The organism is Methylobacterium oxalidis (assembly GCF_007992195.1).
Classification (GTDB): Bacteria; Pseudomonadota; Alphaproteobacteria; order Rhizobiales; family Beijerinckiaceae; genus Methylobacterium; species Methylobacterium oxalidis.
In genome coordinates this window covers 1-8,474 of sequence record NZ_BJZU01000179.1, presented here as the reverse complement: position 1 = coordinate 8,474, position 8,474 = coordinate 1, and the positions used below count along the sequence as shown (strand labels likewise).

The following is an 8,474-nucleotide window of genomic DNA, read 5'->3' as shown; positions in this document are numbered from 1 at the left end:
CTAAAGCGAACGGGCCGCTAATGGCCAAACTTGGTCGGAAGCTTTGCGCCCATTTCAGCCATTAGGCTGGCCGTCGCCTATATCTCCGAACCGAACATCAGTTGAGGCCGGAACACAGATCAAGCATGCGCCAACAGTAAGTTTTTGAAAGCGAGCTATAGAGGATCCGCTCATGATGCAAGAGAGAACATCGAACAGTTCTGTTCGCCGCGCCGAGGCGAGCACTAGCCCAGCCTCCGGCTGATCGCCTCGGCAATCATGATCGTGGTCACGTTGGTCGGCGCGGAGACGATGTCGGGCATGATCGACGCGTCGACCACGTTCAAGGCTTCCACTCCGCGGACCGCGCCGCTCCCATCGACCACGGCCCAGGGGTCGTCGGGGCCGCCCATTGGGACGGAAGATGTCGGGTGGGCGTATCCGTCTATTGAGGACAGCACCGCGCGCCGGAGTGCCGCGTCGTCATCTATGTCGGTGCCGGGATACATCTCCGCCTCAACCACGTCGCTGAACGGGGCCGTCCGGCCAATGCGCCGCGACAGTCGCACGGCCTCCATGATGCGTCGCAGGTCGCTCGGATCCTCGCAAAAGTTGTAGCGGATCAGCGGCATGGCACGAGGGTCGCGGCTCGCCAGCCGGACCGAGCCTACGGACTTCGGCAGCGTGACCGAGCAGGCCAGGACGATGGCGCCGCCGGTCGGGCTGCGGGCCGGATCGAAGATGTGCGTCCCGGAGATGTGGAGGTCGATCTCGTCCGGAGCGGCCTCGCTCGACCGCGTCCAGATGATCGCGCCCGCGACCGGGTCCATCGACCGCGCTTCCCGCTTCAGCGCGTAGACGTTATAGTAGAACGGATGCTCCTTGAGCCGCTCGCCGACCGGCGCGTCCTGAAGGACGGGGATGTCGAGGTCCTGCAGATGCGTCGCCCGCCCGATGCCCGACCGCATCAGGATGGCAGGGCTGCCGAACGCCCCGGCCGAGAGGATCACCCGCCCGGCCTCGACAGTCTCGCCGCTCGCCAGCCTCAAGCCGCGTGCGCGCCGGCCATCGAACAGCACGGCGTCGACCTCCGCGCCCCCGACAATCGTGAGATTCGGTCGGCGACGAACCGCCTCGGTCAGGTAGGCGATGCCTGTGTTGATGCGCCGGCCTTCGACCACGTTCAGCGGATAGGGAGAGACGCCGTCCTGCTCCGCGCCATTGAAGTCTGCGATGCGGGACAGGCCAGCCGCCTCTGACGCCAGCACGAAGGCCCTCATGGACGGGGTGATCTCCTCCATCGTGCGCTGGCGGATCGGGAAGGGGCCGGAACGCCCGCGCCAGGCATCGTCGCCTGTCGGCGTATTCTCCAGCGCCTTGAAGACCGGGAGCACCTCGTCCCACGACCATCCGTCGAGACCGCGCGCGCTCCAGCGGGCGAAGTCGGATGGCCGCGCCCGCATTGCGACCGCCGCGTTCACGCCGGAGCTGCCGCCGAGCACCTTGCCGCGGATTGCGCGCACGTCGTGACCGAGGCCGAAGCGGTCCTGGGTGTGGTAGCCCCAATCATGCGCCGCGTCGCCACCGACCCGGTTCGCGTCGGCGATGACGTCCGGATAGGCGTCCGGTGCGTAGGCCGGCCCTGCCTCCAGCAGCAGCACCGCCCGGTTGGGGTTCTCGCTGAGCCGGCGCGCGAGCACGGCGCCCGCCGAGCCTCCGCCGGCGATGACGACGTCGAAGGCCTTGGCTGGGATGGCGGCATGTGTCGGCATGCTAGGCATGTCCTCTTCAAGAGCGGCGATGATCAGGATGCGAAGGCGCGGCGCAGGAAGGCGGCGGCCCGGTCGAGGGCCCGGCGGCTGCTGTCGAGGTGGGCGACGTCGAGCTGGAAGACGTGATGCAGGCCCTCCCAGACCTCCAGCCGCACCGGGACACCGGCCTCGTTCGCCCGGGCGGCGTAGCGCGTCGCATCGTCGAGGAGACGCTCGTCGGTGCCGACCTGAATTAGAAGCGGAGGCAGTCCGCGCAGGTCACCCAGGAGCGGCGAGGCCAGCGGATCGCCGGCGTCGAACGTGCCGACGTACTTGCGGGCGCAGTCCTGCAGGTACTCGCGGTCGATGAGCGGGTCCTGCCGCGCCGGATCGCTCATGGATGAGCCGGACAGGGTCAGGTCGGTCCAGGGCGAGAACACGACCCCCGCAATCGGCGCCGGTCCGTCGTTGCGTCGGGCGAGGTTTGCCAGGGTGACGAGGCTCAGCCCGCCCCCGGCCGAGTCCCCGACGACGGCGATGCGTTCGTAGCCTTGGCCGATAAGCCAATCCCAGGCGGCGAGCGCCGCGTTCGGGGCGGCGGGCAGCGTCGCCTCCGGCGCCAGCGGGTAGTCGATGGCGAGGGCGGCGACGCCGGCCCGGCTTGCGACCTGGCTGACGAAGCCGCGATAGGCCGTGGCCGTACCCTGCACGTAGCCGCCGCCGTGCAGGAAGAGGATGGCTCGGCGGACCTCGGCATCCTGCGGGCGCAGCCACCAGCCGCGGACTCCATCTTCGTCCACGGTGTCGAACGTGACGGCATCCGCTAGCGGGCTGCCGGACACGAAGGCGTCGTAGACGACTCGCGGCTCTCTTGTTGCCGTGCCCCAGAAGCGGGCGAACAGATCCCGCAGGGCGCCCTCGCGATGCCGTTCTTCCTCGGCGAGCGGAACCGTGACCGTTCCCGGAATGACGTCGGAACCGAAGCTGTCGGGGCTCATCGCATTCTCCGCTGGCGCATCCGCCCAACTGCCGCCGGGCATGGTTTCACTGCCCGCGCGTCGCTTGGCGCCGCGTGGCGTTCGTGTGTCGGATGATCGGATCTCAGGCCGGGAAGAAGCCGAACTCGCCCCGGGCGTAGCCGGCGAGTGCGCGCTCGACGTCGGCCACCGTGGACATCACCAGCGGACCGCGCTTGACGAAAGGCTCGCGGATCGGTCTTCCGGCCAACAGCACGAAATGCGAGAGTTCGGCGGCTTCGAGGATGAGTTCGGCGTCGGAACCGGCGCCGACCGCCAGCGCGCCGCCCTCCGGCAAAAGGCGCTCTTCTTCACCGCAGCGGACGGACAGCCGCCCCGACACGGCGTAGATCCAGGCGTGCCGTCCCTCGGGCAGCGCTTGGGCGAAGGCCCCACCCGGCTCCAGGAAGCCATCCAGCAGGGTCATCTCTTCCGGTGTGCCGCCCGCGCCGCTGACGTCACCGCTCCGCCCTAGGACGACGCGTACGCGGTGCCCGCGACCTTCGAGGCGCGGGACGTCGGCCGCCCGCACGTGCAGCGCGCGGGCCGGTCCTGCCTTCAGGCGGGCGGGTAGATTGACGAAGATTTGCAGGGCGTGGACCCGAGCGCCCTCCGCCGGCCGCTCCTCGTGAGCGGCACCTGATGCTGCCGCGAGCCAGTAGAGGTCTCCGGGCTTGAGGGCGACATTGCGGCCCAGCGTATCCCGGTTCAGGAAATCACCGGTTGAATCTTCGAACACGGCGGTGACGGCCGAGATGCCGGCGTGGAGGTGAGGGTCGAAGGTCGGACCCGTCATCACGAAGTGGTCCACCATCAGGAGCGGGTCCATGCGTCCGCCAAAGTCACTCTCGGAGAAGTGTCTGGCGGTGAAATTCGACCCTATGCGGTGAGGCTTTCCGTAAGTGGTCTCACCGAGCCGCGGGCGGACCGGCTCCGCCTCCTGGATGGTGTCGAGGGCTGTCATGTCCCACCTCGCTGTGTTCCCGAGCCGATGTAACGGCAGCGCCTGATGGGCGAGAAGGCAGGGATTTAGAGACCTATCGTCCGACCTGTTGGACGATAGGTGTGCTGTTTGAACTTGAAGGTCCGTCCAACGGATGCTGATCGGCGTGGCGCCTGCGCAGCCCTCTCGACCGGCCTCGATGGAGTTCCGGCTACGCTTGAGGCGCCTAGAGCAGCACGGCTTTCGGGAACTCCGCCGCGAGGTGGTCGAGAAAGGCGCGAACGGACGGCAGTAGGCCTCGGCGATAGGGGATGAGGGCCGTCAGGGTGGAGTCGCCCGCGACCCAGTCAGGCAGAACGCGCCGCAGGGCACCCGACCGAACGGCCTGACGGCAGATGTAGCTCGGCAGGGCCACCAAACCGATGCCGCGGATCGCGGCCTGCTGGAGCCCGACCATGTCGTCGCCCATGAGCCTCGGGCTCAGCGGTAGCACCACCTCGTCCCCGGCGCGGCTCGCGTGCCGCAGCCGCCAGACTGGCGCCACGCCGGCTCGCATCATGAACAGCGACGGATGGTCCCGAAGATCGTCCGGGGTCTCCGGTGAGCCGTTCTCGTCGAGGTACTCCGATCCGGCGAACAGGAACCAAGGCGCCGGCGCGAGGGTGCGCTGGACGAGGTTCGAGTCGGGCAGCGGGTCGGTATGGGCCCGCACAGCGATGTCGAAGTTCTCGCCGACAATATCGACGGCACGGTTCGCGCCATGGGCCACGACGTTCACCTTCGGGTAGAGTGCGAGGAAGTCCGCGATGATGTCCCCCATGGCGAACTGCATGGTGGCGACGCCGGCCGTACACCGCACCGTGCCGGTCGGCTCCGTCAGCCGCTGGCGGATCGTCGTCTCCGCCAGTTCGGCCTCGCGGAGCATCGCGACTGCGTGGCGATAGAAGTCCTCTCCGGCATCCGTCATGCCGAACCGGCGCGAGGTCCGGTTCAGCAACCGGACGCCGAGGGCGCTCTCCAACTGCTGGAGGCGATGGCTCAGGGTCGATTTTGGCACGCGCAGGGTACGCCCGGCGGCTGTGAACCCGCCGCGGTCGACCACCTGCACGAAGTAGAAGAAGTCGTTCAGATCGAGCACGTGTCACCCATCGTCCAACTGGCTGTACGCTGAGTTCGGATTGTCGCGGCTTCTGGTCCGTCGGTCCAGCCGATAGCTCTCGCCTGTCGCTGGCCCCGAGGGGCTTTGTGCAGGAGGACACGATGACCGCTCGCGTCTACGAACCGCTCACCGCCGAGAATGCCGCCCTCGTCCTCGTCGACCATCAGGTCGGCCTGATGACGGGCGTGCGGGACTACTCCACGGGCGAGCTCAAGCACAACGTGGTCGCCCTGGCACGAGCCGCCAAGGCACTCAGCCTGCCCCTCGTGGTCACGACGACGGCGCGCGACAGCATGTGGGGTCCGACCTTCCCCGAGCTGGTCGATGCGTTGCCCGGCATCGAGATCATCGACCGCTCCTCGGTGAACGCCTACGACGACGCGCGCGTCGCCAGGGCAATAGAGGCCACGGGCCGCAAGAAGCTGATCTTTGCCGGCATCTCGCTCGAAGTCTGCGCGGCCTTCCCCGCCATGACGGCGGTCGCCCGCGGCCTCGACGCCTACGTGGCGGTCGACGCGTCCGGAACCTTCAGCGAGACCAAGCGCCAAGCCGGCCTTCTCCGCATGGCGCAGGCAGGCGTCGTCCTGTCCGACTACGCGACGCTGATGGTCGAGATCCTGGGGGACAACGGGAGACCCGAGGCGGCCGTCGTCTATGAGGCGCTCGACATGCCCTGGGCAACTCTTGTGGGGCAGATCGCCACCGCCCTCGGCAAGTAGAAGGCTTCACGGAGATACTGCCGTAACCGTGAACGCAAGATTGGATTGAACATCACCGCAATGGAGCTCGTCATGCTATCGCTTCAGGGAAAACGCGCCTTCGTCACCGGCGCGAGCCGCGGCATCGGGGCGGCCATCGCCCGGCGCTTCGCGGCGGAAGGCGCCACGGTCGCGGTCGGGTACGAGCGCTCGGCCGACGCCGCACAAACCATCGCGACAGAGATCCAAACGGCCGGCGGCCGTGCCGTGGCGATCCAGATGGATGCGGCCGATCCGGCCTCGATCAAGCAGGCTGTGGATCGGGCCGCCACCGAGCTGGGCGGTCTTGATATCCTCGTCAACAACGCCGGCATAATTCGCTACGGCTCGGTCGGGGAGATCACGCTCGAAGACATCGATGCGACGCTCGCAGTGAACGTGCGGGCGGTCATCTTGGCGACGCAGGCGGCACTGCCGCACATGTCCGAGGGCGGCCGTATCATCACGACTGGCAGCAATCTCGCCGACCGCGTGCCCGACGCCGGCAAGGCGCTCTATTCTGCCAGCAAGTCCGCCCTCGTCGCACTGACCAAGGGCTTCGCCCGCGATCTCGGCCCGCACGGCATCACCGTCAACCTGGTGCATCCGGGCTCGACCAACACCGACATGAATCCTGCCGACGGCCCCCATGCGGAAGCGCAGCGGCAGCGGATGGCGATCAAGGAGTACGGCCGGGCCGAGGACGTGGCCGCGCTGTACGCCTTCATCGCGAGTCCGGAGGCGCGGTCCGTGAATGGCACTGCGTTCACTGTCGACGGCGGAGCAAATGCTTGACCTCAGCGGCGCGGTGGCGGCCATTCTGGTGGCCTGCGGCAACGGCACCTCGCCGCCGCGAGCATCGCCCGAAGCACGCTGTGCTAGTCCTGCGCGAATTCATAGTCGAGCGCTCGGTCGTCACCGCAATGTGGTCGGAGCCGGCGTGTCCACCCGGATGTAGAGACGTTCCTGACCGATCTCTAAGAGATGTTCCCATCACTAACCCGCAGAGTAGGCTGCTAAGCCCGGTTGGCTGAGCCAAAAGGAAACTCGTCCAGCGAACGGTCTCACTTGATGGACCGCGAAATGGTGATGTCGTGACTGACCTGACCGGTATTTTGGGCCGAGCCACTTGTGAGGCTACTGCATGGTAGCGGACACGGGTAGGCGGAAGGCGAGATCCGGGAAGCTGACGGGCATGGGTGGCCGGTAGCCCAGTGACGAGTGCGGCCGGACGCGGCTGTAGGTGTTCTGCCAGAGACTGATCACAGTCTGCGCCTCCCTCAATGAGTAGAAGATCTCCTGACGTAGGCACTCGTCCTTCAGCTGCTCGCGGATGCCCGACTCTTTGCACGCAAGCGTGATGCCCTTGCCCTGGGCTGTCTGCACCTCGATCTGGCACAGCCTCAGCACCGCCTGCTCGGCACTCGGCCTCTGACCTCGCCTCATCTCCAGCTCCTCCGATCCTGGCTGATCCTCGCAATCAGCCCAGCCCAAAGCCAGCCGGTCAGGTCAAGATGATTAAGGTCGTCGCGAGAGAAGCAAGAAGGGACGAAGGTTGAACCTTGGGCGCAGGACCGCGGGGGCGTGTTGCATCGAAAGAATTCCCTCTGATTGTTTCTTCGCCGGCCCTCTTGATTTGCTCGCACAAATGATGATTTACGCCGCGTGAGGGCGCACGAACTTCGGATCTACAACATGACAGAAAATTCTAAGGGGCAGAGCCCCGACTTCGTTGAGCTCACAGCCGACATCGTCTCGGCCTACGTGGCCAAGAACTCCCTGCCATTTGCAGAACTGCCAGCCCTTCTCACCAGCGTGCACGCGGCGCTGAACGGCCTCACGAGCGGCCTGCCTCAGGCCTCTGCGGACGAGGTTGAGAAGGCCACACCGCCGCAGATCCGCAAGTCGATCACGCCGGACGCGCTGATCTCGTTCATCGATGGCCGGCCCTACAAGACCCTCAAGCGTCATCTCGCGACGCACGGGCTCGATCCGCACAGCTACCGCCAGCGCTTTGGTCTGCCGGGCGACTACCCGATGGTATGCGCCAACTATGCGGCTCAGCGCTCCGAGCTCGCCAAGGCGATCGGCCTCGGCCGGCCAGGTGCACGTGCCGGTGACGAAGAGACTGCTGACGCTCCGAAGGGGCGTGGGCGTCCCAAGGCAGCCTGAGGCATCTTAGTGCGTCACGGCACCGAGCCAAGACGACACCGGATCGACAACGTAGCCAAGGACGGAGGCAGCCCACGCCTTTGCTCGCGCCGTGAGGGTTCGTTCCTGGCGTCGTGCCGCCTTCTCCTCGGCGACCTGAGCGTCGAGGATGGCGGCCACGTAGGCGTCCTCGTGCTGCTTGCACGCGTCGAGTGCGCTGAGCTGTGAGGCTGCTTTGCTTTGGCTGGACCGCTCACGATCGTAGATGTCGCGCACGCAGCCATGCCAGCGCGCCTCGAGACTGCTCAGGCCGGCTGCTGCCTTATCACCCGCCGCTGAAGGCGAACAAGTCACGACCAGGAGGAGGAGGCAGAGCATCAGCCGCATGCCTGCCTTATCGCCGAAACGGCCAAGCCTGCCTAGAACGAATTGGCAACACCCGCTTCCCATCGCGTTGTTCCGGGCTGCCCCGAGACGGCGCTGAACGGCGCGGGTCTCAGGCGGCTACCTTGAGCACTGCGAGCCGCGCGAGCAGACGAGCGACCTAAACGACCTTCCAAGCGCCATTGCCCTACAATACGGGGATGCCCTGCTCGTTGGGCGCTTCTGCAAGGCCGACGAGGGAGGTGGGACTATTCTCTTGCAGCTCGCACACAAAGGGCTCCAAACACACAGCTTTCATACGAGTGAGGGTGGGCTTCAGCCGGCGCGAAACTGTATTCCCGATGTAGCCACTGG

Annotated in this window: 8 protein-coding genes and 1 pseudogene; 3 read left to right on the top strand and 6 right to left on the bottom strand. The window is 66.6% G+C overall.

From position 1 onward, the window contains the following. Window positions 1-224 precede the first annotated feature (224 nt). The 4 genes from MOX02_RS28490 to MOX02_RS28475 all read right to left on the bottom strand — a co-directional run bounded on the left by MOX02_RS28490 (window position 225) and on the right by MOX02_RS28475 (window position 4,827). Window positions 225-1,751: a GMC family oxidoreductase gene (locus MOX02_RS28490; RefSeq protein ID WP_147029153.1), complete on the bottom strand. Its 1,527-nt coding sequence runs from the start codon at window positions 1,749-1,751 to the stop codon at window positions 225-227. A 32-nt stretch (window positions 1,752-1,783) separates the two neighbouring features. Continuing rightward, window positions 1,784-2,728 carry an alpha/beta hydrolase gene (locus tag MOX02_RS28485; RefSeq protein ID WP_147029152.1) on the bottom strand — a complete coding sequence of 315 codons (945 nt, stop codon included), beginning with the start codon at window positions 2,726-2,728 and terminating at the stop codon, window positions 1,784-1,786. A 103-nt stretch (window positions 2,729-2,831) separates the two neighbouring features. Then, window positions 2,832-3,710: a pirin family protein gene (locus tag MOX02_RS28480; protein ID WP_147029151.1), complete on the bottom strand. Its 879-nt coding sequence runs from the start codon at window positions 3,708-3,710 to the stop codon at window positions 2,832-2,834. A gap of 205 nt (window positions 3,711-3,915) precedes the next feature. Continuing rightward, a complete protein-coding gene (locus MOX02_RS28475) occupies window positions 3,916-4,827 on the bottom strand; it encodes a LysR substrate-binding domain-containing protein (RefSeq protein WP_147029150.1) in 912 nt (303 codons plus the stop codon). A gap of 122 nt (window positions 4,828-4,949) precedes the next feature. Here MOX02_RS28475 and MOX02_RS28470 point away from each other — a divergent pair, with 122 nt between their 5' ends. Both MOX02_RS28470 and MOX02_RS28465 read left to right on the top strand, forming a co-directional pair. Then, window positions 4,950-5,567: an isochorismatase family protein gene (locus MOX02_RS28470; protein ID WP_147029149.1), complete on the top strand. Its 618-nt coding sequence runs from the start codon at window positions 4,950-4,952 to the stop codon at window positions 5,565-5,567. Window positions 5,568-5,639: 72 nt separating this feature from the next. Beyond that, window positions 5,640-6,380, top strand: a complete 741-nt coding sequence (locus MOX02_RS28465) for an SDR family NAD(P)-dependent oxidoreductase (RefSeq protein WP_147029155.1) — start codon at window positions 5,640-5,642, stop codon at window positions 6,378-6,380. A 342-nt stretch (window positions 6,381-6,722) separates the two neighbouring features. On the opposite strand, the pseudogene MOX02_RS28460 reads toward MOX02_RS28465, so the two are convergent. After that, window positions 6,723-6,911: pseudogene (locus MOX02_RS28460) on the bottom strand (integrase core domain-containing protein); the annotation flags it as partial. A 369-nt stretch (window positions 6,912-7,280) separates the two neighbouring features. On the opposite strand from MOX02_RS28460, the gene MOX02_RS28455 reads away from it, so the two are divergent. After that, window positions 7,281-7,757: a Ros/MucR family transcriptional regulator gene (locus MOX02_RS28455; RefSeq protein WP_147029154.1), complete on the top strand. Its 477-nt coding sequence runs from the start codon at window positions 7,281-7,283 to the stop codon at window positions 7,755-7,757. Between the two features lie 6 nt (window positions 7,758-7,763). On the opposite strand, the gene MOX02_RS28450 is transcribed toward MOX02_RS28455, so the two are convergent. Next, window positions 7,764-8,123, bottom strand: a complete 360-nt coding sequence (locus MOX02_RS28450; RefSeq protein WP_147029148.1) for a hypothetical protein — start codon at window positions 8,121-8,123, stop codon at window positions 7,764-7,766. Window positions 8,124-8,474 lie beyond the last annotated feature (351 nt).

Excerpts from the sequence above, each read along its gene's own strand:
- MOX02_RS28490 (WP_147029153.1), bottom strand. The coding sequence starts at position 1,751 with ATGCCGACACATGCCGCCATCCCAGCCAAGGCCTTCGACGTCGTCATC.
- MOX02_RS28485 (WP_147029152.1), bottom strand. The coding sequence starts at position 2,728 with ATGAGCCCCGACAGCTTCGGTTCCGACGTCATTCCGGGAACGGTCACG.
- MOX02_RS28480 (WP_147029151.1), bottom strand. The coding sequence starts at position 3,710 with ATGACAGCCCTCGACACCATCCAGGAGGCGGAGCCGGTCCGCCCGCGG.
- MOX02_RS28470 (WP_147029149.1), top strand. The coding sequence starts at position 4,950 with ATGACCGCTCGCGTCTACGAACCGCTCACCGCCGAGAATGCCGCCCTC.
- MOX02_RS28465 (WP_147029155.1), top strand. The coding sequence starts at position 5,640 with ATGCTATCGCTTCAGGGAAAACGCGCCTTCGTCACCGGCGCGAGCCGC.
- MOX02_RS28455 (WP_147029154.1), top strand. The coding sequence starts at position 7,281 with ATGACAGAAAATTCTAAGGGGCAGAGCCCCGACTTCGTTGAGCTCACA.
- MOX02_RS28450 (WP_147029148.1), bottom strand. The coding sequence starts at position 8,123 with ATGCGGCTGATGCTCTGCCTCCTCCTCCTGGTCGTGACTTGTTCGCCT.